General features: G+C 64.3%; 16 protein-coding genes. 13 read left to right on the top strand and 3 right to left on the bottom strand.

Features of this window, described 5'->3' with window-relative positions; all coding sequences use genetic code 11:
- The first annotated feature begins 210 nt into the window (after window positions 1–210).
- From F6X40_RS21815 to F6X40_RS21800, 4 genes are all read left to right on the top strand, one after another.
- Complete coding sequence (locus F6X40_RS21815) at window positions 211–1,113, top strand: class I SAM-dependent methyltransferase (protein WP_187629184.1); 903 nt, start codon at window positions 211–213, stop codon at window positions 1,111–1,113.
- 71 nt (window positions 1,114–1,184) lie between these two features.
- Window positions 1,185–2,381, top strand: a complete 1,197-nt coding sequence (locus F6X40_RS21810; protein ID WP_187629183.1) for a phytanoyl-CoA dioxygenase family protein — start codon at window positions 1,185–1,187, stop codon at window positions 2,379–2,381.
- 276 nt (window positions 2,382–2,657) lie between these two features.
- Entirely contained in the window at window positions 2,658–3,920 is a 1,263-nt protein-coding gene (locus F6X40_RS21805) for an MFS transporter (protein ID WP_187629182.1), read from the top strand.
- Between the two features lie 56 nt (window positions 3,921–3,976).
- Window positions 3,977–5,062 (top strand): asparaginase, encoded by a 1,086-nt coding sequence (locus F6X40_RS21800; protein ID WP_187629181.1) that lies wholly within the window; start codon window positions 3,977–3,979, stop codon window positions 5,060–5,062.
- A gap of 37 nt (window positions 5,063–5,099) precedes the next feature.
- Here the strand turns inward: F6X40_RS21800 and F6X40_RS21795 are convergent, their stop codons facing one another.
- Window positions 5,100–6,092, bottom strand: a complete 993-nt coding sequence (locus tag F6X40_RS21795) for a chemotaxis protein (protein ID WP_187629180.1) — start codon at window positions 6,090–6,092, stop codon at window positions 5,100–5,102.
- A gap of 351 nt (window positions 6,093–6,443) precedes the next feature.
- Here F6X40_RS21795 and F6X40_RS21790 point away from each other — a divergent pair, with 351 nt between their 5' ends.
- From F6X40_RS21790 to F6X40_RS21780, 3 genes are all read left to right on the top strand, one after another.
- Window positions 6,444–7,019, top strand: a complete 576-nt coding sequence (locus F6X40_RS21790) for a DUF4142 domain-containing protein (protein ID WP_187629179.1) — start codon at window positions 6,444–6,446, stop codon at window positions 7,017–7,019.
- 110 nt (window positions 7,020–7,129) lie between these two features.
- Window positions 7,130–8,869: a tetratricopeptide repeat protein gene (locus F6X40_RS21785; RefSeq protein ID WP_187629178.1), complete on the top strand. Its 1,740-nt coding sequence runs from the start codon at window positions 7,130–7,132 to the stop codon at window positions 8,867–8,869.
- Between the two features lie 68 nt (window positions 8,870–8,937).
- The gene (locus F6X40_RS21780; RefSeq protein WP_184070140.1) at window positions 8,938–9,963 is read left to right on the top strand and encodes an aldo/keto reductase; all 1,026 of its coding nucleotides are present in this window, start codon (window positions 8,938–8,940) and stop codon (window positions 9,961–9,963) included.
- Between the two features lie 84 nt (window positions 9,964–10,047).
- On the opposite strand, the gene F6X40_RS21775 is transcribed toward F6X40_RS21780, so the two are convergent.
- Window positions 10,048–10,791, bottom strand: coding sequence for an SDR family oxidoreductase (locus tag F6X40_RS21775; protein WP_187629177.1), 744 nt, complete (start codon window positions 10,789–10,791; stop codon window positions 10,048–10,050).
- A 118-nt stretch (window positions 10,792–10,909) separates the two neighbouring features.
- On the opposite strand from F6X40_RS21775, the gene F6X40_RS21770 reads away from it, so the two are divergent.
- The 5 genes from F6X40_RS21770 to F6X40_RS21750 all read left to right on the top strand — a co-directional run bounded on the left by F6X40_RS21770 (window position 10,910) and on the right by F6X40_RS21750 (window position 16,082).
- On the top strand, window positions 10,910–11,800 hold the full coding sequence (locus tag F6X40_RS21770) for a LysR family transcriptional regulator (protein WP_187629176.1): 891 nt from the start codon (window positions 10,910–10,912) through the stop codon (window positions 11,798–11,800).
- Between the two features lie 137 nt (window positions 11,801–11,937).
- Window positions 11,938–13,452, top strand: a complete 1,515-nt coding sequence (locus F6X40_RS21765) for an amino acid racemase (RefSeq protein ID WP_187629175.1) — start codon at window positions 11,938–11,940, stop codon at window positions 13,450–13,452.
- A gap of 69 nt (window positions 13,453–13,521) precedes the next feature.
- Entirely contained in the window at window positions 13,522–13,806 is a 285-nt protein-coding gene (locus F6X40_RS21760; protein WP_187629174.1) for a hypothetical protein, read from the top strand.
- A gap of 358 nt (window positions 13,807–14,164) precedes the next feature.
- Window positions 14,165–15,436 (top strand): AAA family ATPase, encoded by a 1,272-nt coding sequence (locus F6X40_RS21755; RefSeq protein WP_187629173.1) that lies wholly within the window; start codon window positions 14,165–14,167, stop codon window positions 15,434–15,436.
- On the top strand, window positions 15,426–16,082 hold the full coding sequence (locus tag F6X40_RS21750) for an RloB family protein (RefSeq protein WP_187629172.1): 657 nt from the start codon (window positions 15,426–15,428) through the stop codon (window positions 16,080–16,082). Before F6X40_RS21755 ends, F6X40_RS21750 begins: the two co-directional genes overlap by 11 nt.
- Window positions 16,083–16,513: 431 nt before the next feature.
- Here the strand turns inward: F6X40_RS21750 and F6X40_RS43560 are convergent, their stop codons facing one another.
- The gene (locus tag F6X40_RS43560; RefSeq protein WP_410452423.1) at window positions 16,514–16,765 is read right to left on the bottom strand and encodes an SLATT domain-containing protein; all 252 of its coding nucleotides are present in this window, start codon (window positions 16,763–16,765) and stop codon (window positions 16,514–16,516) included.
- A 692-nt stretch (window positions 16,766–17,457) separates the two neighbouring features.
- Here F6X40_RS43560 and uvrA point away from each other — a divergent pair.
- The gene (uvrA, locus tag F6X40_RS21740; RefSeq protein ID WP_187629171.1) at window positions 17,458–23,406 is read left to right on the top strand and encodes an excinuclease ABC subunit UvrA; all 5,949 of its coding nucleotides are present in this window, start codon (window positions 17,458–17,460) and stop codon (window positions 23,404–23,406) included.
- Window positions 23,407–23,535 lie beyond the last annotated feature (129 nt).

The raw sequence follows: 23,535 nt of genomic DNA, 5'->3' as shown, positions 1-23,535 counted from the left end.
CGGGGCACAATCATAGCCGCAAACAGCCCGGCAGGTTCACATCGATACATCAAGCATAAATATACGCACCGCGAAGCGGGCGGCGAGCCCGACTGATGCCCAATCATGCCCATTGATGCGGACGCGCGTTCGATTTAACACCCATCGCGTGACATGCGGCGCGCTGATGCACCATAATCGGCAAACTTGACGATCAATCGAGGCGCCAAATTGAAAGGAACTGAACTGGATCTGTATGCAACTGAAGAGCCAGGCCATACTTTGGCTTTCAATCTTTTCGATGGCACATGGGTGTCCGATGTGCCGGGCTACGGTTTAGGTATGGCGCCCCATTTCGACGATGGGCGTCTCCACTGGTTCGAGATCATGTGCGGCGGCTTTTCCGGAAAAAGCGTGCTCGAACTCGGACCCATGGAAGGCGGCCATACGTTCATGATGGCCAAAGCCGGCGCTTCACGTGTCCTTGCTATCGAGGCGAATTCGAAGTCCTTTCTCAAATGCCTGCTCGTGCAGAATGCATTGAAGTTCAATGCCGAATTCATGTATGGCGATTTCAGAGAACTGCTGAAAAAGCGCGATCAGCGATTCGATCTGATTCTTGCAAGCGGCGTGCTCTATCACATGATGGATCCGGTATCGCTACTGGAAGATATGGCATATGTGTCAGATTCGATTTGCATCTGGACGCACTATTACGATGCCGAAGTCGCGCGGACGAATGCGAATCTGCAAAGGCACTTCGATCCGACGCCAACCGTCTCGGAGTTTCGCGGACGCGAAGTGCGTCTCCACCGACATAGCTATCTCGACAGCATCAACAACGTAAAATTCATCGGCGGGACTGCTCCGCAAGCCAACTGGATGACCCGTGAAAGCCTGATGGCGGTCCTCGACGCACTGGGCATGACGGTGATCGTCGGCGTGGACGATCGCGAACAACATCCGGCCGGCCCGTCGATTCTTCTTTACGCTGCTCACATTCCGCATTTCAACGAGGCGCACTATCTTCAGCGCAACCCCGACGTAGCAGAAGCCGTTGCGCACAAGCACATCGGCTCTGGCGCGGAACACTACATCCGCTATGGCCGTGCGGAAGGGCGCTCGTTCGAGTGATCGACACCGCGCAGCCAGCGTCGTGTTCAAGCCAGTTACCCTAAAACGCGAACCCGGAAAGTTTCCCGAAAATGAATACTCTCGAGAATCATCGCTTTTTCGATAAGCCCGTCGTCGCGGACGTTCCGATCGACAGTCAGACCCAGGTCTTCAAATTCGAAAAATTTCCCGCGGCGGGCCCCGTTCCCTGGCTCGATCGACCGGATGCGCTGGAGCGGGTTGCCGAGCTGTTGTCCCAAGGCGTAATTAGCGAGCAGCAGGCCGAATGGTGCCGCAAATGGGTGAGCGACGGCTACCTGATCATTGAGGGTTTCTTCAAGACGGAACAGCTCGATGCGACGTGGCAAGCCTACGAAAACGCGATTGCCGACGGCACGCTGCGGCCGCCGCCCGAGCCGCTTTTCGAAGGCGATACGCTGCCTGGGCGCACGCTGAATCCGCATTTCAACGTGCCGGCTGTTCGCGAGATGCTGTTCGACGCGCGCATGAACGAGATCGTGAGTCTGCTGCTGGGCGCGAAATCGGCGCCGTTCCAGACGATCGGCGGTCACAAGAGCAGCGAGCAACTCGAGCATTCCGATTCGATTCACATGTCGACCTATCCGAACGGGTATCTGGTCGCGAACTGGATCGCCTTCGAGGATATTCATCCCGACTCCGGGCCGCTCGTTTATCACCCCGGCACGCACAAGCTGCCGTATCTGATGTCGACTGAATTGGGCATGCCGTTCGGTTGCGGGTATTCCGCTTATCACGACATCTACGAACCCGCGATTCAGAAGCTCATCGCTGAACGTTCATCGGGCCCAAAGCACTTCTACCCGAAAAAGGGCGATGTGCTGTTGTGGCATGCGAACCTGCTGCACGGCGGCAGCAAGATGCGCGATCCGGAGCACGTGAGTCGCAAGGCACTGGTTTGCCATTTTTTCGCGGATGGCTGTTTGTGCTATCACGACCTGACCGGCATGCCGTCGAGCCTGACGCCAATCGTCGACTTCGACGGCGAGGCGTACCTCGAGGCCAATCCGGATGTCGCCGCGAGCGGCGGCAATGCATTGCAGCACTACATCTACTACGGTCGATTCGAAGGTCGCCCGTTGAGCAGCGCCGAATCGTTTCAACGCAAGGCGCGGCTTGCCCAACTGCCTGACGGTTTCGATCCGAAGCTTTACCTCGAAGCGAATCCCGACGTCGGCGCGGCGGGCGTCGACCCGGTCGATCACTTCGTCGACTTCGGCCGCGCGGAGGGCCGGCCGTTGCGGCCCTGAGTCATGCGTGGCACCGAAGCAGGCGAAGGCGGCCTGCTTCGGCAAGTTCGCGGACAGTGCATGTCGAAACCTTTGTCCGCGTCTCGCGCGCACAGTCACCCGGGTTGACGACCCGCCTGCGCCCAAAGCATGCGTTCGAGCGCGCCCGCCCCGGCACGGGCCGCCCGCCATCACGCCGCCCGTGCCAGCCTCCTTTGTGCATGCCCCTCCGGTCTTGCTCTAAACTGGCGCCCGCCAAACCCACGCCCCGATGCGCCCCGTCACGAGCAACAACCGATGCCCCCAGCCTCCATCGATCCCGCCGATTCCCCGCATTTCAGCCTGCCGAAACACCCGCCGTTCCAGCGTTTCTGGTGCACCCGCATCCTGTCGTCGCTGTCGTTCCAGATGCTCGCGGTCGCGATGGGCTGGCATGTCTACGCGCTCACGCATAGCGCGTTCGCACTTGGCCTCGTCGGTCTCGCGCAGTTTCTGCCGATGTTCCTGCTGACGCTCGTCGTCGGCCATGTCGCCGATCGTTACGATCGCCGCCGCATCGCCGCCGTCTGCCAGAGCCTCGAAAGTGTCGCTGCATTGCTGTTCGCGATCGGCACCTTCGGCGGCTGGATCAGCGCGCCGGTCATCTACGTGCTGGCTGCCTGCGTCGGCGCGTCGCGCGCGTTCGAATCGCCGGCCGTGGCGTCGCTGCTGCCGGCCGTGGTGCCGCGCGGCTATCTGCCGAAGGCGACCGCGTGGGCGACGTCCGCCAATCAGACCGCGCAGATCGCCGGGCCCGCGCTCGGTGGTCTGCTGTACGGCATCGGTCCCGGTGCCGCGTATCTCGCGTGCACGCTGACGTTCGCGGCGGCGGCCGCGTCGGTGTGGAGCATTCCGTTGCAGATGAAGCCGGCGAGCCGCGCGCCCGTCACGCTCGAATCGATCTTTTCGGGCATCGCGTTCATTCGTCGCGAGCCGGTGATTCTCGGCGCGCTGTCGCTCGATCTGTTCGCGGTACTGTTCGGCGGCGCGACCGCGTTGCTGCCGATCTTCGCGCGCGACGTGCTGCACGCGGGCCCGCTCGGTCTCGGCCTGTTGCGCTCGGGCACGGCGATCGGCGCGCTCGCGGGCACGATCTGGCTCGCGCATTTTCCATTGCGCAACCGGCCCGGCGCGGCGATGTTCGGCGGCGTGATCGCGTTCGGCATCGCGACGATCGTGTTCGGGCTGTCGCATCAGTTCCTCGTGTCGTTGTTCGCGCTGATGGTGCTCGGCGCGTCGGACACGATCAGCGTGGTGGTGCGGCTGTCGCTCGTGCAATTGCGCACGCCCGATGAAATGCTCGGCCGCGTCAGCGCGGTCAATTCGTTGTTCATCGGGACGTCGAATCAATTGGGCGAGTTCGAATCGGGCCTGACCGCGGGATGGTGGGGCGCGCAGCCGGCGGTGCTGGTCGGCGGTGTCGCGACGATCGCGATCGCGCTGTTGTGGATGCGGTTCTTTCCGGAACTGCGGCACACGCGCACGCTCGAGCGCGAAGAGGCGCTCGCGGCGAGCGCCTGATTGCCAAGGCCTGGGCGCCATCGCCCGATCCATGACACGACGAGGAGACGAACCACATGAGCCAGTCCGAACTGCACCCCGCCGCGCCGGTCGCGGCGACGATCTATCGTGGCGAATCCGTCGAGAACACGCATCTCGCGCACGTCGCGGTCGTCGATGCGGACGGTCGTCTGCTGTATTCGTTCGGCGACGCCGCGCGCATGACGCTCGCGCGTTCCGCGGCGAAGCCGGCCCAGGCGCTCGCGGTGCTCGAAACCGGCGCGCTCGAGCGTTGCGGTTTCGACGAAGCCGATCTCGCGCTGATGTGCGCATCGCACAGCAGCGAGCCGCGTCATATCGAACGCACGCGCGGCATGCTCGCGAAAGCGCAGGCGAGCGAGGCCGATCTGCGTTGCGGCGGCCATCCGCCGTTGTCGGATGCGGTGTACGTCGACTGGATCCGGCGCGGCTTTACGCCCACCGGCGTGTGCAGCAACTGTTCGGGCAAGCACGCGGGCATGCTGGCCGGCGCGCGTTCGATCGGCGCGGCGCTCGCCGGCTATGAACTGCCGGGGCATCCGTTGCAGGTGCGTGTGAAGCAGACGGTCGCGAGCGTCTGCGATCTGCCCGACGAGGGCGTGCAATGGGCGATCGACGGCTGCAATCTGCCGACGCCGGCGTTTGCGCTCGACCGGCTCGCACGTCTGTTCGCGAAGCTCGCGGCGGCGCAGGATCAACAGGAAACCGAAGCCGCCGCGACGACGCCGCGCGCGGCCGCGCTCGCGCGCATCTATCGCGCGATGACGTCGTACCCGGAACTGGTCGGCGGGGAGGGGCGCTTCTGTACGCTGCTGATGCAGGCTTTCGATGGCGCGCTGGTCGGCAAGGTCGGCGCGGACGGCAGCTATGCGATCGGCGTACGCGCATCGCGGCAGACCGCGCGGCTCGGCGCGAAGGGCGCGCTAGGCATCGCGCTGAAGATCGAGGACGGCAATCCCGCCGTGCTCTACGCGGTCACCGCCGAGTTGCTCGCCGTGCTCGATATCGGTACGCCTGAACAACGCGCGGCGCTCGACGGCTTTCATGCGCCGCAGCGGCTCAACACGATGGGCGTCGAGATCGGCCGGATCGACTTCTCGATCGAGCTTGCCGCGCATCGTTGAGCGCGGCGACCCGATTCACTGCTCGACACCCCAGACCTCAAGCCGCCGCCGCCTTCGCCGGCGCGGCACCCAGCGCATCACGGATCGCATCGGCGAGCTCGCTCGCCGCGAACTTCGCGACATAGCCGTTGGCGCCCGCGTTCTTCACATGCGCCTCATTGGCCGCGCCCGTCAGCGACGAGTGAATGATCACCGGAATATCGCGCGTGCGTTCATCGGCCTTGATCTGGCGCGTCAGCATGAAGCCGTCCATCTCCGGCATCTCCAGATCGGTCAATACGAGCGCGATGGTGTCTTTCGCGCGCGCGCCGTTTTTCTGCGCTTCGCGCGCGACCTGCTGCAGCGTCTGCCACGCTTCGTCGCCGGTCTTCGTCATGATGTAGTCAGCGCCGATCGCGGTGAGCGCCTGTTCGATCAGCTTGCGCGCGAAGCCGGAGTCGTCGGCGGCGAGGATCTTCGCGCCGCGGCGGATGCCGAGCGCCTGGCCGACCGAGGCCGGATCGACGCTCGGATGCTGCGACGGGAACACGTCGCGCAACACCTGCTCGACGTCGATCACCTGGGCGAGCCGCGAGTCGCCGGTATTGCCGTCGATGCGCGCGATGCTCGTGACGAGTTTGCCGCCCGCCGAGCCATCGGCCGACAGCACCTGGTTCCATTCGAGTCGCACGATGTCGTCGACTTCCTCGACCGCGAAGGCCTGCGTCGAACGCGCGAATTCGGTGACCAGCAGGATGTTCAGGCCGCGCGTCGGCTCGCAGCCCATCAGCCGCGGCAGATCGATCACGGGGATGATCTGCCCGCGAATGTCGACCGCGCCCATCACGTAAGGCGACGATCCGGCGATCGGCGTGACGGTCGGCATCGTCGAGATTTCGCGCACCTTGAACACGTTGATCCCATACAACTCGTGCGCGTCGCTGCCCGGCACGTGGCCGAGGCGGTATAGCAGCAGCTCGAACTTGTTGGAGCTCGTCAGGTTGCTGCGTTCGGTGTGGCGCTCGTGATTGGCACGGTGGTCGTCTGCCATCGGAATCGTTCTCCAGAATTGCGGTGCTGAGCGGTGCTAAGCGGTGCCTGTATCTGGTTATCGGCGCCGATGGCGAAAAATCCAGCACTGCGTGGCAGCGTCGAGCGGCGCGCGCGATTCACGCGAATACGGCAAACGTGTGCGCATTCATATGAGGGTTACCTAAGGTTACAGAAGCGACAGCAGCGTTTCACCTGCCCGACGGCGTGGCTTCTAGAATCGGCAGCGATAAAAGCGTGGCGCCGCGCTGGGCTCGCAAGCAGTCCGCAGCGTTTTGCATCGCACGCTTCGTTCGCGGCGCACACGTGTCCGTCGTTTTGCTTTCAGATGCTTTCACCTCAAGGAGAACGTATGATCCGCCTGCCTTCCGTCCCTTCCGTCGCTTTGGCCCGCATCGCCGCCGTTGTCTGCTTCGGTGGTCTTCTGACGGCCGCCTCGGTGGCCAGCGCGCAGAGCGCCGCGTCCACGGACACGGGCCGCCTGCATGCCGCCGACCAGACCTTCATCGCGGACGGCACGCAAGCCGTCGCGACGCAGCGCGATGCCGCGCGTATCGCCACCGCGCGTTCGGCCGACCGCGACGTGAAGGCCTTCGCCGAGCGCGTGTCGAGCGACGACGCCAGGATCACCGACGCGTTGCGCGCGGCGAGTCCGCGCGGTGTCGACGTGCCGAAGAACGATCCCGATGCGGCCGTGCTCGCAAGCATCAACCATCTGCGCGGCGCGGACTTCGACAAGGTGTACATCGAGCAGGTCGCGCTCGCGGGTGAACAGAAGGCGCTGTCCGCTTTCCAGGCGGAAATCGCAGCGGGCCGCGACGAGCAGTTGAAGGCCGCCGCGAAACAGGCGCTGCCGACGATCCAGCAGCACTATGCGATGGCGCAGGATCTCGCGAAGCGCAAGCATCTGTCCGTGGCCGCGCAATAAGCGGCGTCACGTCGCTACGCGGCAGGCGGCGGTACTTCGAACCCGGGCTTTTCGGCGATAATCGTGCGCTTCTTCCGACGATTCTTCGCGCCTCCGATTCCAGGTACCGCATGAGCAAGCACGCCAGTCTGCCGCAACAGTTGGACCATCTGCTTCGACAAGCCGTCGCGCTCCAGCAGAACGGCGCGCTCGTCGAAGCCGAGGAGATGTATCGCGAGATACTCGAACTGAAGCCCAAGCATGGCGATGCGTTGCGCTGGCTCGGCGAACTCGCGCTGCAAACGGGCCGCTTGCAGGAAGGCGTCGATCTGCTGAAGAAGGCGCTCGTGGTCAACGCGAGACAGCCGGCCGTGCATTCGAATCTCGCCTATGCGCTGAACGCGTTGCAGCGTCATGACGAAGCGCTCGCGTGTGCCGAGCGGGCGCTCGCGATGCAGCCGAAATTCGCCGATGCGTTGAACAATCGCGGCAACGCATTGGCGGCGCTGAACCGTCCGCTCGATGCGCTCGCGAGCTACGAACGCGCGCTTTCGCTCGTGCCGGAGTTTGCGCCGGCGTGGAACAATCGCGCATGCGTGCTGCGCGATCTCGGCCGCTATACCGATGCGCTCGATAGCTGCGACCAGGCGCTCGCGTTGCAGCCGAACTATCCGGATGCGTGGAGCAATCGCGGCAACGTGCTCGGCGATCTGAACCAGCCGCACGAAGCACAACACTGCTACCAACGCGCGCTGGAACTTGCGCCTGCTTTCGTCGATGCATGGAACAACCTCGGTCTCGCGCAGATCGATCTGAATCAGCGCGAACAGGCGTTGTCGAGCTATCAGCGCGCGCTTGCGTTGAATCCGGCGTCGGTCGAAACGCACTGGAACCAGGCGCTGTGCCTGCTGCAAATGGGCCGCTTCGATACCGGCTGGCGCGAATACGAATGGCGTTGGGAGCGCAGCCGCATCAAGGCCGGCAGGCGCGCGTTCGCGCAGCCGTTGTGGCTCGGCGATGTTCCGCTCGACGGCAAAACGATTCTGCTGCATGCGGAGCAGGGCCTGGGCGACACGTTGCAGTTCTGCCGCTATGCGCCGCTCGTTGCGAAGCTCGGCGCGAAGGTCGTGCTCGAAGTGCCGGGCGCGTTGTTGCGATTGCTGTCGACGCTCGATGGTGTCGATCAGTTGATCGAAGCGGGGCAGCCGTTGCCGCCGTTCGATTGTCATTGCCCGCTGCTGAGCTTGCCGCTTGCGTTCTGCACGAACGAAGCGAGCATTCCGGCGGCGACGCCGTATCTTTTTGCGCAGCCGGCGGCCGTCAGCGAATGGCGTGAGCGGATCGAACACGACGGCAACATCAACGCGGATGCCGACGCAATCAGGCCGCTGAAAGTCGGCCTCGTCTGGGCCGGCGAGAACCGCGCGCAGATCGCCGAGCTGCGCAAGATCGACGCGCGTCGGTCGCTCACGTTCGAGCAACTCGCGCCGCTCCTCGAGGTGCCGAACGTTCGCTTCTTCAGCGTGCAGAAGGGCGCGGCCGCGCCGCAATTAGCCGAAAGCGCCTACGGTGAACGCGTCGCCGATTACACCGGGCTGCTGCACGATTTCGCCGATACCGCCGCGCTCGTCGCCAGTCTCGATCTGGTGATTTCGGTCGACACGTCCACCGCGCATCTGGCCGGCGCGCTCGACAAACCCGTCTGGATCCTGAACCGCTTCGACACCTGCTGGCGCTGGTTGCTCGAACGCAGCGACACGCCGTGGTATCCGTCCGCCCGTCTGTTCCGTCAACCGGCGCTCGGCGATTGGGGCGGCGCGATCGATGCCGTGCGCGATGCATTGGGGGATCTGAGCGCCCCGCCTTCGTGACGCCTTTGGGCGGACACGCGTAGACTGAACCTCCGTTCATCGATGGCAATGCCACGGAGAGTTCTTCAATGGAATACAGACATCTGGGTGCATCGGGTTTCAAGGTGCCGGTGCTGAGTCTCGGCACCGGTACGTTCGGCGGCAAGGGTGAATTTTTTGAGGCGTGGGGCGCGACCGACGTCGCCGAAGCGCGGCGTCTGATCGACATCTGCTTCGACGCGGGCGTCACGATGTTCGACACCGCCGACATCTATTCGAAGGGCGCGTCCGAGTCGGTGCTCGGCGAGGCGCTGAAGGGCAAGCGCGACAAGGCGATCCTGTCGACCAAGGCGACGTTTCGTTTCGACGACGATCCGAACGGCGTCGGCTCGTCGCGCTTCCATCTGATCCAGGCGGTCGATTCAGCGCTCAAGCGTCTGCAAACCGATTACATCGACCTGTTCCAGCTGCACGGCTTCGACGCGAAAACGCCGATCCCCGAAGTGCTGTCCACGCTCGACGACCTCGTGCGCGCGGGCAAGATCCGCTATATCGGCGTGTCGAATTTCTCCGGCTGGCATCTGATGAAGTCGCTCGATATCGCCGACCGTTACGGCTATCCGCGCTATGTCGCGAATCAGACCTACTACTCGCTGGTCGGGCGCGACTACGAGTGGGAGCTGATGCCGCTCGGCGTCGACCAGGGCGTCGGTGCCGTGGTGTGGAGCCCGCTCGGCTGGGGCCGCTTGACCGGCAAGCTCAAGCGCGGCCAGCCGCTGCCGGAGACGAGCCGTCTGCACAAGACCGCCGACATGGGGCCGCCGGTGCCGGAAGACTATCTGTTCCGCGTGCTCGACGCGCTCGACGAAATTGCCGCCGAAACCGGCAAGACCGTGCCGCAGATCGCGCTGAACTGGCTGCTGCAACGGCCGACCGTCGCGACGCTGTTGATCGGCGCGCGCAACGAGGAGCAACTGCGGCAGAACCTCGGCGCGGTCGGCTGGAATCTGACGCCGGAGCAGGTCGCGAAGCTCGATGCGGCCAGCACGGTGCGGCCCGCGTATCCGTACTGGCATCAGGAAGGCTTCGCGGAACGCAATCCCAAGGCGGTTTGAGCGGCGGCTCGACCCCGTTCCAGGCGCCGCAGCCGGCGCAATGCGCTGGTCCAGCGCGGCCGCACGCTGGACCAGCGCATCCCATCAAGCCAAACCGCCATTGGCCCGCAATACCTGCCCATTGACCCAACCCGCATCCGGGCCGACCAGAAACGCGACCACGCCCGCCACGTCTTCCGGCTCGCCGAGGCGTTGCAGCGGCGGCATCTTCGCGAACGTCTCGATCTGCTCGTCGGTCTTGCCTTCGAGGAACAGCGCGGTCGCGATCGGTCCCGGCGCGACCGCATTCACTGTGATGTTGCGCCCGCGCAGTTCCTTCGCGAACACACGCGTGAACGCTTCGACGGCTGCCTTGGTCGCCGTGTAGATGCCATAGCCGGGCAGGTTCAGCGCGAGCACGCTGGTCGAGAAATTGACGATGCGCCCGCCGTCGTTCAGGCGCGCGGCCGCTTCGCGCAGCGTGTTGAAGGTGCCGCGCACGTTGATGTCGAAGGCTTGGTCGTAGAGTGCGTCGGGCGTGTCGGCGAGCGGCGTGGGCTTCATCACGCCCGCGTTGTTGACGAGCACATCCACCTTGCCGAGTTCGCGTTCGGTGATTTCGAACATGCGACGTACGTCGCCGGGCTTCGACACGTCGGCTTGCACCGCGACCGCCTTGCCGCCAGCTTCGCGGATCGCGCCGACGAGCGCGTCGGCTTCGCCCGCGCTCGCTGCGTAGTTGACGGCGAGCGCGTAGCCGTCGTTCGCGAGCCGCTGTGCGATCGCCGTGCCGATGCCGCGCGATGCGCCCGTGACGATGGCGACTTTCGGTTGTGGGTTCGTGCTCATGATTGGTTTCCTCATAGAAGGTGGTGGATCGGTGAGGTGAATCATGAACGCTTCGCGCGCAGAGATAATCCGGTTAGACTCGCCATCATCATTCCGTTTGCTTTAATAATCCGCCGCTATGGACCGTTTCGAGGAAATGCGCGTATTCGTGCGGATCGCCGAGCGCCAGAGCTTCACGCGCGCCGCCGACGATCTGCAAATTCCGCGCGCGACCGTCACCAACCTGATGAAGCGCCTCGAGCAGCGGCTCGGCGCGCGGTTGCTCGAACGCACGACCCGCACGGTGCGGCTCACGCCCGACGGTGAAGCGCACTACCAGCGCTGCGTGCGCCTGATCGCCGACATGGAGGAGGCCGAGGGGGCGTTTTCCAATCTCGCGCCGAAGGGGCTGTTGCGCGTGAACGTGCAGGGCACGCTCGCGCGGCACTTCGTGGTGCCGGCGCTGCCCGCGTTTCTCGCGCGCTTTCCCGACATCGAGCTGATGATCGGCGAGGACGACCGGCTCGTCGACCTCGTGCGCGAGGGCATCGATTGCGTGCTGCGCGCGGGCGTGCTGCAGGATTCGTCGATGGTCGGGCGGCGCGTCGCGCAACTGCAGCAGGTGACGGTCGCGAGTCCCGCGTATCTGGCCGTGTATGGCGAGCCGGCCGATCCTGACGCGCTGTCGACGCATCGCGCGGTCAACTACGTGTCGAGCGCGACCGGCAAGCCGGTGCCGCTCGAATTCCGCGTCGACGGGCGGGATACCGCGCTCGTGCTGCCGTCGGCGGTGTCGGTCAGCGGCGCCGAACTGTACACGGGCGCGGCCCTCGCCGGGCTCGGCATCGTGCAGGTACCGCGTTACCGCGTGGATGGCGAGTTGGCGGCGGGGCGGCTGCGGGTCATTCTGGCGGACTATCCGCCGCCGCCGATGCCGGTGTCGGTGCTGTATCCGCAGAACCGGCAGTTGTCGTCGCGCGTGCGGGTGTTCGCGCAGTGGCTGCGGGAGATTTTCGAGCCGGTGAGCTGAGGGAGCGAAAAACGCAAAGGAACGCGTTTTCGTGGTTAACGCCTGGACATGTGCGCCTCGCATAATGTCATTCTCAAGCGCGCAGAAAGCCGCCCGTGATCGAGGGTGGACGCACAGAACGACCGGGGGATTTGATCATGAATCGTTTTCGTTCGCTGGGTGTGGCGACGGGCGCGGCGCAGTTCGCCAGTGCCGACATCCTCAGCCGGATGAGCATGGCGTCGCGCCGGCCAGGCGCCGCGCACCCCTTCGATCTGATTTTCGAACCGCGCGCGTGGCAGGGGCCCGCCGCGCCCGAGGCGACGGACCCGCAGTTCAAGATCCACGTGTTCGACACGATGCGCGCGTTCGAAAAACGCGGCGTCGACGCGATCGTGCTGCCATGCTTTCTGAGCCACACCTTCATCGACGAACTCGCGGCCAACGTCAGCGTGCCGGTCGCCAACGTCATGACCGCGCTGTCCGCGCACGTGCGGCGCACCTATCCGTCGGCGCGCCGAATCGGCGTGCTGACGTCGACGGCGATTCGCGCGAACGGCCTGTTCGAGCGGTACTTCGAAGCCGGGCAGTTCGACGTGTGCTATCCGCGCAACGACACCGGTTACGACGGCGTGACGAGCGCCGTCCTTGGTGTCGGGGGCATCCGCGATGGGCGCCTGCACGGGCGGCCCGTCGAGCTGTTGCGCGCGGCGTGCGCGGATCTGGTCGCGCAGGGTGTCGACCTGATCGTGCCGGGGCTCGCGGAGATCGGCCTCGTGCTGCGCGCGCTCGGGCGCATCGAGGTGCCGCTCGTCGATACGAACCAGGTGTATGCGCGCTATGTCGCGGCGGCGCAGTACACGCAGCCGGAGCGGGCGTTCCGCCTCGGCGTGGTCGGCGGCATCGGGCCGGCCGCGACCGTCGATTTCATGGCCAAGGTCGTGCGCAACACGCCGGCCGCGCGCGACCAGGACCATATTCGGATCATGGTCGAGCAGAATCCGCAGATCCCCGACCGCACCGCGGCGCTGCTCGAGCAGGGCGACGATCCCACCCTCGCGCTGTACGCGGCCTGCAAGACGCTCGAGGACGGCGGCGCGGATCTGATCGCGATTCCGTGCAATACCGCGCATGCGTTCGTCGAGCGGCTCCAGCCGGCGCTGCGCGTGCCGATCGTCAATATGCTGACCTGTACCGCCGATTATCTGCGCGAGACCTTTCCGGGTCTGCGCGAAGTGGGCGTGCTGGCCACCTCGGGCACGCTCGCGAGCCGCGTCTACGAACAGGCGCTCGACGCGCGCGGCCTGGTGCAGATCGCGCCGTCCGCCACTGCGCAAGCGCGTCTGATGAACGCGATCTACGGCCCGCGCGGCGTGAAGGCGGGGCATACGTCGGGCGACTGTTGCGACGACCTCGCGGCGGCCGTCGACGATCTGGTCGCGCAGGGCGTGCAGGTGATCGTGCTCGCGTGCACGGAGTTGCCGTTGCTGTTGCGTGAGCCGGTGCTCGCGTCTCCGGGCGGGCGCGTGGTGCGGCTCGTCGATCCGACCGAGGTGCTGGCGAGGCGTTGCGTTGCGTATGCGCTTGGCGACGGTGTCGCACGTGGCACACCGGCGGGTTGCGCGACGCCGCAGGCGGCGGGGTGCTCGCGGGTGGAAAGCGCGCTCGGCTAGTCGGGTGGCGTGACCGCGGCGCGGCGATTTCGTCGTTCCGCCGTTTCGGGTGAAAGGAAACTGAATTCGTTGGACTGGGCCTCGTTGGAAATCAACGAGTTGCTAACGAATTCGGCCACGCTCATCGCTGACGCGGAGCGGAATACGTTGAATTTGCGGGAATTGCGTCGCATGGTTGGACCAACCGAAAGTAAGATCAGCCCGAATCGCACGCTAAGCGAAAGGCTGCCTGCGGCCAATGCCGTTGAAAAAGTCGCGACTGACGGTTTGTCGAGCAACAGCAAAAAAATCGACCTCTCAGATCGGCCTACAAGCCGCCCGAAGCCCTTGGGTAAGGGTAAAGCGGCCCATTAAAACCTCGCGATTTAGACGATGGCCGACTTTTTCAACAGCATCGGCCGAGACGAGACGTTAGCATTGGTGCGCTGGATGACTGGTCCCTGAGGTTGCGGACCGTCGAGTCCACGATTGATTGCACTGCCTGAAATTCTCGCGCCGGGTCGAACAATCTCTCAAACACGCCTCCACGCTTGTTGCTGTGACGGATCTTTCCTTGCATTGGCTGCTGTCCTTCGGTGTGTCGTTTAGTCATCCCGGCGTCCGCCAGTCAGCCCTCCTCGCAAAAAGATCGCCGAAAGGCATTGCTTGATAAAAATGGATTGTTTTTTTGCGGATTTCGTGCAAAATCCTCCTTCATACTACGGAGGCGATCATGTTGGTCGAATTTCGCGTCCGAAATTTTCGGTCGATTCGGGACGATCTGTGTCTCAGCATGGCTGCGAGCGCGGATCAGGAAAAAAGGGACGCGAACACGGTGCCGTCGGGGACTGCCAGCGCGCCGGATTTGCTACGCAGCGCAGCGATCTATGGCCCCAATGCAAGCGGAAAATCTGCTTTGGTGGGTGCGATGCAATATGCTCAGTCGTTTGTGGCGACGTCTGCGGCGCTGATGCCAGGCCAACCTCTCAATCACTTTCCGTTCAAGCTGGACACGAACTCCGCCTCGGCTCCCTCGGAATTCGAGTTCACATTCGTCCTCGATGGGACGCGCTACCAATACGGCTTCGCTGCCGATTCGGCCGGCGTAACCGAAGAATGGTTGCTTGTTTATAAGACACACAAGTCGCAGGTGTGGTTTGAGCGAGCTTACGACGCTACGTCGAAGGTCGCGACATACAAGTTCGGCGCATCGCTGACGGGCAAGAAAAAGGTCTGGCAGGACGCAACGCGACGCAACGCGTTGTTTCTGTCCACCTCAGCCCAGCTCAATAGTGAAAGCCTGCTACCTGTGTATAAATGGATTGTGCAGGACCTCCTGGTCATCGGCGCAAACATGCAGCCGACCCCTGACCAATCGACTGCCTGGATCACCAATGATGTAGCGAAACCGATGCTCCTGAATTTCCTGGCGTCCGCTGACCTTGGGATCTCGGATCTGAGCGTCCAGACGCGTAAACAACATCGATTCAATGTCGAAATCCGGAACGACCGGCCGGAGCACGCTGTTTCAGAATCTGAGGTTCAATTCCCGGTGTTCGTCCATAAGGGACCAAACGGGCAGGCTTTGCTTCAATACGAGGAAGAATCGACCGGCACACAGCGACTGTTCTCATTTGCCGCCCCGGTGGTCGAAGCGCTCCAGACCGGTCGAACCGTCGTTGTCGACGAACTGGATGGAAGCCTGCATACGCAAATCGTGCAGTTCCTGGTTGGTCTATTCCACCATCGGCCACCCGAAGGGCGTCGTGCGGCACAGCTGATTTTTACCACGCACGATACAGCCTTACTCGATGCAGGAATCTTCCGGCGGGACCAGATCTGGCTGATGGAGAAGGGCCGCGATCAGGCGAGTACGCTCGTGCCGCTCACTGATTTCTCACCCCGCAAGAACGAAGCGCTCGGGCGGGGTTACCTACAGGGTCGATATGGTGCGCTGCCGCTGACGTCGGAATTCGTTGCGGGAGACGAACGTCTTGGGGCGTGACAATCATCCGCGGCAACGTCGAGCGAGCCAGCTTCAACGAAAGAAACCACAACGGCCCGCCTATGATCGAATTTTGATTGTTACCGAGGGAGAAAAGACCGAGGTTAACTATTTTGAAGAGATCAGGCGTTTTTACCGTCTAAGTTCCGCACACATACGGGTCTGTAACAGCCCCTATGGAACGACGCCGTTGCAGGTGGTGGAATATGCACGCGACCGATGCCGCGAAACGCTCGACTGGGAACGCGTGTTTTGTGTCATCGACCGCGACGACCATCAACGTTACGTCGAAGCGCTGAACTTGGCGCAAACCCTCGACGGCAAATACCCAAATGAGCTTGGACAACCGATCGTGTTTTCCGCGATCCCCTCCAATCCGTGCTTCGAACTGTGGTTTCTGCTGCATTTCCAGGCACATGAGGCCCACATACACCGCACCGACGTGTTTCGCCTACTCCGCGATCGCTACTTGCAAGGCTACGAGAAGGGACGTCACGGTATTTTCGAGGCAACGATGCAGCATCTTGATCGGGCATACGCTAATGCGGAACGGCTACGGGCGCATGGGCAAGGCCGCGGGCTCACGAACCCATCAACGTGTGTCGACGAGCTAGTCAGGATCTTATGTGCACTGCGCAGTTACTAACGGCGAGCGACTATGTCGCATCCATCTCGGCCGCCGATTGATTCGGAACGCTGCCCGCTTTGACGAGATCGCTAGTGTCGAGCACGTGGCGGCCGTTACGGATGATGGGATGACTGTTCCTATCTCGCTCGCGGTCCCTCGCTGTCGCGGTCAACGCTTGTCGGTGTAGAGAACAACAATTACGAGGATTAGGGGCAGCGTAACGCAAGGTCATTGATGCAAATGCTCGGCGGCAAGGCGGTCCTAGCTTGAGACGCCAGCGGGCAGCAGTCGGCCAGTTTCCGCCGCTCGCCCTGCAAGCTGAGTGTTCATCTGAACGACTGCTTGACTCCGAAAACCGCCCGATCTCCAACGCGAAGTTTTCGGCCTTTGCGGATTCATCGATTTCAACGCCGAGACGGCCGTTCAACGATTCGGACGGGCCTCTGCCTTCAATCGGCGTCGCGACGAGCTTGCCATTGCGTGTGCTCGCGAGAGAACGCGTTTTCAGCATCGCCCACATAGACCGAGAACTTATCCTCGGCCGGAGGCGTCGGCAGGGCAATGCGCAGCAATCCAATCTCGTGTGCCGTCAAAGTGTACGAAGCGGCGAGTTCCTGAAAACGCTTCGTCTGGATCCATGCCATGACCGATGCAGCAGCGGCTACTCGATGCGATAGCTCCCATCGATAAGCGCATGACAACGGAAGCGTTGCCAGTCTGAGTGCCGCTGAACAGTTCCGACAGAACGTCGCCCAGCTTCTTTTCAAGGGAGCTAATTCCAGGATCGTTGGCCTCTACCGGCTGAAGCTCGGCCATGCGCTTTTGCAGTCTTGGAATCGCGGCGCGCATCTGTTCGACACTGAGATTGGCTTTTGCCATGCTTTTCGAGTTGTTGAGTTTGGTTTGTCGGCAATCCGAGCGCTGGGGCGAACGACCGACCTGTGTCCGGAATCAATCGCGTTGGCCGACTGCACCCGCTCCGAACTCCGCAGTAGTGAAAAGACGGTGCAAAGCCCCGAATCACAAACGAACGAAAGAAGGCGCGCAACGCCCGTGATGCAAACCATAGTCGCCCACCGCAAACAACGGACCAGAATGTCGCGGACAACCGCCGCGCGGTAGGCCACTGACTTCTGCAGATTCCCGATAGTCCAATCAATTCCGTGCTTTAGGGTCTAGCTAATTGCACGTTAGTCCAACGAATTCCGGTTCCCGACATCAGGGCGCAATGCGCGCCCGAGCCCGCCATGGAAAACTGTATAAACATACAGTATAGTATCCCCCTACAGCCAGGCTTCCGGGCGCTCCTCGCGCCGACCCGGCTGCACCGAACTTGCGCGGTCACGAGAGCCGGCCGTGAGAGGTGACCCACTCCTTCAGACGGTCGGAAAAATTGTCCTCCAACGACGCAACCCTTGACACCCTCGCTGACACTCCCCAAGGCGGCAACCCGAGCGGCAACAAGATCCAGGGCACGATCCGCATTCGCGGCGCCCGCCAGCACAACCTGAAAAATGTCGACCTCGACGTGCGCACCGGCGAAATGACGGTCGTCACGGGGCCGTCGGGCTCGGGCAAGTCGAGCCTCGTGTTCGACACGCTGTATGCGGAAGGCCAGCGCCGCTACGTCGAAACCTTCAGCGCGTACGCGCGCCAGTTCCTCGACCGGATGGATCGGCCGCAGGTCGACCGCGTCGACGGCGTGCCGCCCGCCATCGCGATCGACCAGACCAACCCGGTGCGCAGCTCGCGCTCCACGGTCGGCACGATGACCGAGCTCAACGATCACCTGAAGCTGCTGTACGCGCGCGCGGCCGAGCTGTTCGACCGCCAGAGCGCGTATCTGGTGCGGCACGACACGCCGGAGACGATCTACGCGGAACTGCTCGAGCGCACCGCGCAGGAGGAGCCGCGGCTCGTCGTCACGTTCCCGGTCGAGCTGCCGGAGTCGGCGTCCGCGCAGGAGGTCGAGCAGTGGTTGTCGGCGAGCGGCTATACGCGCGTGCAGGCGCAGCGCGAAGTCGATTCGCCGACCGGCAAGCGCAAGTTGCTCGACGTCGTCGCCGACCGCTTCCGGCTGCGCTCGGTGGATAAAGCACGCGCGATCGAGGCGATCGAGGCATCGCTGAAGCGCGGCGGCGGGCGCGTCAATATTTACGTGCTGCCGGCTACCTCGGACGAGCCGCAGGCCGAAGCCGCCGAGCCGCGCATCTGGCGTTTCTCCACCGGCTTGCACAGCCCCGAAAGCGATCTGCGCTATGCCGACCCGCAGCCCGCGCTGTTCTCGTTCAACTCGGCCTATGGCGCTTGTGATGCCTGCCGCGGTTTTGGCCGCGTGATCGGCGTCGACCTCGGTCTCGTGATCCCCGACGCGCGCAAGACGCTGCGCGAAGGTGCGGTCAAGCCGATGCAGACGCCCGCGTGGAAGGAGTGCCAGGACGACCTGATGCGCTACGCGGCGAAAGCCGACATCCGCCGCGACACGCCGTGGGGCGAGCTCAGCGAGCGCGAACGCAGCTGGGTCATCAACGGCTCGCCGGACTGGAACGGCAAGTGGCAGACGCATTGGTACGGCGTCAAACGCTTCTTCGACTATCTCGAATCGAAGGCGTACAAGATGCATATCCGCGTGCTGCTGTCGAAATACCGCAGCTACACGCCGTGCGAAACCTGCGGCGGCGCGCGTCTGAAAACCGAATCGCTGCTGTGGCGCCTCGGCAGCAAGGCCAATGCGAACGACGTGCTCGCGCCCGCGCAGCGCTTCATGCCGCGCGGCGTGAAGTGGTCGCGCGCGCAACTCGAGGCGTTGCCGGGCCTGACCGTGCACGATCTCATGCTGATGCCGATCGAGCGCATCCGCCGCTTCTTCGACGACATCACGCTGCCGAGCGCGTTGCTCGACGACGCGCTGAAGCTGCTGCTCGCCGAAGTGCGCACGCGCCTCAAGTATCTATGCGACGTCGGTCTCGGCTATCTGACGCTCGACAGGCAAAGCCGCACGCTGTCGGGCGGCGAGGTGCAGCGTATCAACCTGACCACCGCGCTCGGCACGTCGCTGACCAAGACGCTGTTCGTGCTCGACGAGCCGAGCATCGGCCTGCATCCGCGCGACCTGAACCGCATCGTCGAAGCGATGCACCGGCTGCGCGACGCGGGCAATACGCTGGTCGTGGTCGAGCATGATCCGTCGGTGATGCTCGCGGCGGACCGGCTCATCGACATGGGTCCGGGACCGGGCGAGCGCGGCGGCTCGATCATTTTCGACGGCGCGCCCGAGGCGATTCGCTCGACCGGCACGCTGACCGGCGAGTACCTCGGCGGCCGGCGCCATGTCGCGGATGCCGCGCACTGGTCGCGTCGCGCGGTCGAGGCGAGCACGCCGCGCATCGTGCTCGAAGGTGCGAGCGAGCACAATCTGCGCGACGTCACGGTCGAAATTCCATTGCAGCGGCTCGTCTGCGTGACCGGCGTGTCGGGTTCCGGCAAATCGACGCTGCTGCAGGACGTGCTGTATCCGGCGATGGCGCGCCACTTCGGGCTCGCCACCGAAGCGCCGGGCGCGTTCAAGGCGCTGAACGGCGCGGACCAGGTCACCGACGTCGTGTTCGTCGACCAGTCGCCGATCGGCAAGACCGCACGCTCGAATCCGGCCAGCTACGTCGGCGCGTTCGACGAAATCCGCAAGCTGTTCGCGAAGGCACCGCTCGCGCAACAGCGCGGCTACGGCCCCGGCATGTTCAGCTTCAATTCGGGCGATGGCCGCTGCCCGACCTGTGGCGGCTCGGGCTTCGAGCACATCGAAATGCAGTTCCTCTCCGACGTGTACCTGCGCTGCCCCGATTGCGACGGGCGCCGTTATCGCGCGGAAATTCTGGAGGTGAAGATCGAGCGCGACCAGCCGGCGCGCGGGTTGAGCATTGCCGACGTGCTCGAACTGACCGTCAGCGAGGCTGCCGCGTACTTCGCGCAGGACGCCGAAGTATTGCGCGTGCTGCAGCCGATCGTCGAGGTCGGGCTCGAATACGTGAAGCTCGGCCAGCCCGTGCCGACGCTGTCGGGCGGCGAGGCGCAGCGGCTCAAGCTCGCGGGCTTTCTCGCGGAATCGGCACAGGCGCGCGGCGCACGCGGCGCGAAGCAGGTGATCGCGAAGCGTCTGTTCATGTTCGACGAACCGACCACGGGTCTGCATTTCGACGACATCGCGAAGCTGATGCAGGCGTTCGGCAAGCTGCTCGCGAGCGGTCATTCGCTGATCGTGATCGAGCACAATCTCGACGTGATCCGCGCGGCCGACTGGATCATCGACCTCGGTCCCGAAGGCGGCGACGGCGGTGGCCGCGTGTTGTGCGCGGGCACGCCGGACGAAGTGAAAGCGTGCGCCGAATCGCATACCGGCGAGGCGTTGCTGCAATACGACCGCGCGATGGACACCGCAACCGCGGCGGAGCCCCAGGGCATCCCGCTGCAGAAGGCCCTGAGCGCGGCCCGCGCACGTCGCGCGATCGAAGGCGAGGACGTGGTGCGCATCGTCAACGCGCGCGAGCACAACCTGAAGGCGCTCGACGTCGACATTCCGCACGGCAAGTTCAACGTAATCACCGGCGTGTCGGGCTCGGGCAAATCGACGCTCGCGTTCGACATCCTGTTCCACGAAGGTCAGCGGCGCTACCTCGAATCGCTGAACGCGTACGCGCGCTCGATCGTGCAGCCAGCCGGACGGCCCGAAGTCGACGCGGTGTATGGCATTCCACCGACCGTCGCGATCGAGCAGCGGCTCTCGCGCGGCGGTCGCAAGAGTACCGTCGCCACGACCTCGGAGGTGTGGCACTTCCTGCGTCTGCTGTACGTGAAGCTCGGCTTGCAGCACTGCATTCACGACGGCACGCCGGTCACGTCGCAAAGCGCCGAATCGATCGCGGCGCAGTTGCTGCGCGATCACAAGGGCCAGCATGTCGGCTTCCTCGCGCCGCTCGTCGTGAATCGCAAGGGCGTCTATACGGACCTCGCGAAATGGGCAAAAGCGCGCGGCAATACGCATCTGCGTGTGGACGGCGAGTTCGTGCCGGTCGATCCGTGGCCGAAGCTCGATCGTTTCCGCGAGCACACGATCGAGCTGCCGGTCGCTGACCTCGTCATCTCGGCCGATCACGAAGCGGAGCTGCGCGAAGCGCTCGATCAGACGCTCGACATCGGTAAAGGCATCATGCATCTGCTCGCGCCGCTCGACGGTCTGCACGACGCGCTCAACGGCGGCGAGTCCACCGCGAAGCTCGGCGACGTGAAGGTGCTGTCGACGAAGCGCGCGTGTCCGGTGTGCGGCACGAGCTACCCCGAGCTCGACCCGCGCATGTTCTCGTACAACAGCAAGCATGGCTGGTGCACGAGCTGCGTCGGCACGGGGCTGTCACTGACGCGCGAGCAGCGGGCCGCGTACGACGACACGATCGTCGTCGACGACAATCGCGGTCGCGAGCAGAGCCTGCCCTCGGAGGAGCAGGAACCGGAAGGACTCGTCGACGAGCCGTGTCCGGATTGCGCGGGCACGCGTCTGAATCCGGTCGCGCGCGCGGTCACGTTCGACTCGCAGGCGATCGTCGACGTCGCGCAATGGACCGTGTCCGACACGCGCGCGTGGATCGATACGCTGCGGATGACGGGCCGCGACGCCGAAATCGCACGCGACGTGGTCAGCGAAATCGGCAGCCGGCTGCAGTTCCTCGAAGAAGTCGGGCTCGGCTATCTGAGCCTCGATCGCGCGGCGCCGAGTTTGTCGGGCGGCGAAGCGCAGCGCATCCGGCTCGCCGCGCAGCTCGGCAGCAATCTGCAGGGCGTGTGTTACGTGCTCGACGAGCCGACCATCGGTCTGCATCCGCGCGACAACCAGATTCTGCTGAACGCGCTGCGCAAGCTCGGCGACAAGGGCAATACGCTCGTCGTCGTCGAGCATGACGAAGATACGATCCGGCGCGCGGATCACATCATCGATATCGGGCCGGGCGCGGGCAAGCGCGGCGGCACGCTGATCGCGCAGGGCAGCGTCGCGGACCTGTCCGCACAGCCCGATTCGCTGACCGGGCGTTTCCTTGCGCAGCCGATCGTGCATCCGCTGCAGCCGCGCCGCGAGGTCGTCGCGCCGGGCAAGCGTGCGGCCGCGGTGCCGGAGAACTGGCTGACCGTGCATGGCGGCAAGCTGCATAACCTGCGCGACGTGACGGTCGGCATTCCGCTCGCGCGGCTTGTCGCGGTGACGGGCGTCAGCGGCTCCGGCAAATCGACGCTCGCGCGCGACGTGCTGATGACCAATCTGCTCGATGCGGTCGGGCGCTCGGTGCTGTCGTCGCCGGCCACGCGCCGCGCGCGTGCGGCCGCCGAGGAGAAGCCGGTCGCGAACCGGCGTTCGAGCGTGCTCGCGCGCTCGGCGCCGCGCGCGCCGCTGAACGTCACGCACATATGGCAGGGCTGCGATTCGGTCACCGGCTGGGAAAGCATCGACCGCGTGCTGGAAGTCGATCAGACGCCGATCGGCAAGACGCCGCGTTCGTGTCCCGCCACCTACATCGGCGTGTGGGATGCGATCCGCAAGCTGTTCGCGGGCACGCTGGAGGCGCGCGCGCGCGGCTATACCGCGTCGCGTTTCTCGTTCAACACGGGCGAGGGCCGCTGCCCCGCATGCGAGGGCCAGGGCGTGCGCACGATCGGCATGAGCTTCCTGCCCGACGTGAAGGTGCCGTGCGACGTCTGCCACGGCCAGCGCTTCAATCCGGAGACACTCGCGGTCACGTGGCGCGGCAAGAACATCGGCGACGTGCTGACCATGGAAATCGACGAAGCGGTCGAGTTCTTCGCGTCGATTACGAACATTGGGCATCCGCTGCAACTGATGAAAGACGTCGGGCTCGGCTATCTGACGCTCGGCCAGCCGTCGCCGACGCTGTCGGGCGGCGAGGCGCAGCGCATCAAGCTCGTCACCGAGCTGAGCAAGGTGCGCGACGACATCACGCGGCGTGGCCAGAAGCCGCCGCACACGCTGTACGTGCTCGACGAGCCAACGGTCGGGCTGCACATGGCGGACGTCGCGAAGCTGATTCGCGTGCTGCACCGGCTCGTGGATGGCGGGCATAGCGTCGTCGTCATCGAGCACGATCTCGATGTGATCGCCGAGGCGGACTGGATCATCGACCTCGGTCCGGAGGGCGGCGTGGGCGGCGGTACGATCGTTGCGGCAACGGATCCGGAAAGCCTGTCGCGCGTGGCCGCGAGTCACACGGGCGCGGCTCTGCGGCCGGTGCTCGCGCGCACGGCCGCTACGTCGACGCTGGCCGGCGAAGGGACGAATGGCTGAGGCACGGTGACGAGCGGTGGCGCGGCCGTTGCGCGCCGCGATGCCGTTCCCCAGCCGACTGTTTGCTCGCATTCCCAGACGCGCGCATCAGGTATGCCGTTGCAACTTCGCAGGTTGCAACGGCCGGCG

The organism is Paraburkholderia sp. UCT31 (genome assembly GCF_014397655.1).
In the GTDB taxonomy this organism is placed as follows: domain Bacteria; phylum Pseudomonadota; class Gammaproteobacteria; order Burkholderiales; family Burkholderiaceae; genus Paraburkholderia; species Paraburkholderia tuberum.
Note: the sequence above shows the minus strand (reverse complement) of the source record. Positions and strands in the feature narration are given on the sequence as shown.

What these genes read in the sequence shown, in the direction of transcription:
- F6X40_RS21810 (WP_187629183.1), top strand. Translation starts at nt 1,185, where the DNA reads ATGAATACTCTCGAGAATCATCGCTTTTTCGATAAGCCCGTCGTCGCG.
- F6X40_RS21805 (WP_187629182.1), top strand. Translation starts at nt 2,658, where the DNA reads ATGCCCCCAGCCTCCATCGATCCCGCCGATTCCCCGCATTTCAGCCTG.
- F6X40_RS21800 (WP_187629181.1), top strand. Translation starts at nt 3,977, where the DNA reads ATGAGCCAGTCCGAACTGCACCCCGCCGCGCCGGTCGCGGCGACGATC.
- F6X40_RS21795 (WP_187629180.1), bottom strand. Translation starts at nt 6,092, where the DNA reads ATGGCAGACGACCACCGTGCCAATCACGAGCGCCACACCGAACGCAGC.
- F6X40_RS21790 (WP_187629179.1), top strand. Translation starts at nt 6,444, where the DNA reads ATGATCCGCCTGCCTTCCGTCCCTTCCGTCGCTTTGGCCCGCATCGCC.
- F6X40_RS21785 (WP_187629178.1), top strand. Translation starts at nt 7,130, where the DNA reads ATGAGCAAGCACGCCAGTCTGCCGCAACAGTTGGACCATCTGCTTCGA.
- F6X40_RS21780 (WP_184070140.1), top strand. Translation starts at nt 8,938, where the DNA reads ATGGAATACAGACATCTGGGTGCATCGGGTTTCAAGGTGCCGGTGCTG.
- F6X40_RS21775 (WP_187629177.1), bottom strand. Translation starts at nt 10,791, where the DNA reads ATGAGCACGAACCCACAACCGAAAGTCGCCATCGTCACGGGCGCATCG.
- F6X40_RS21770 (WP_187629176.1), top strand. Translation starts at nt 10,910, where the DNA reads ATGGACCGTTTCGAGGAAATGCGCGTATTCGTGCGGATCGCCGAGCGC.
- F6X40_RS21765 (WP_187629175.1), top strand. Translation starts at nt 11,938, where the DNA reads ATGAATCGTTTTCGTTCGCTGGGTGTGGCGACGGGCGCGGCGCAGTTC.
- F6X40_RS21755 (WP_187629173.1), top strand. Translation starts at nt 14,165, where the DNA reads ATGTTGGTCGAATTTCGCGTCCGAAATTTTCGGTCGATTCGGGACGAT.